The organism is Sedimentibacter sp. B4 (assembly GCF_000309315.1).
GTDB classification, from domain to species: Bacteria; Bacillota; Clostridia; order Tissierellales; family Sedimentibacteraceae; genus Sedimentibacter; species Sedimentibacter saalensis.
On record NZ_CANG01000580.1, the window covers coordinates 1 to 201 of the forward strand.

1 pseudogene is annotated in these 201 nt (G+C 61.7%); it reads left to right on the forward strand.

Annotation, left to right across the window (positions count from 1 at the left end):
* Window positions 1-175 (forward strand): annotated as a pseudogene (locus tag BN358_RS26660) (PTS sugar transporter subunit IIB); the annotation flags it as partial.
* Window positions 176-201: the final 26 nt, after the last annotated feature.

Here is a 201-nt window from a genome sequence, read left to right on the forward strand (position 1 = left end):
CATCGATGTGCTCATGGTCGGTCCCCACCTCGCGTACATCCTCGACGAGGTGGACGAGTACGTCGGCGACGCCCCCGTGAAGGTGATCCAGATGCGCCCGGACTACTACTCAACCCTTGACGGCAACGCCGCCGTCGACCACCTGCTGGCCGAACTCGGCCCGGAAGGGAGATGACACTCATGAAGAACTTCATCGAATGG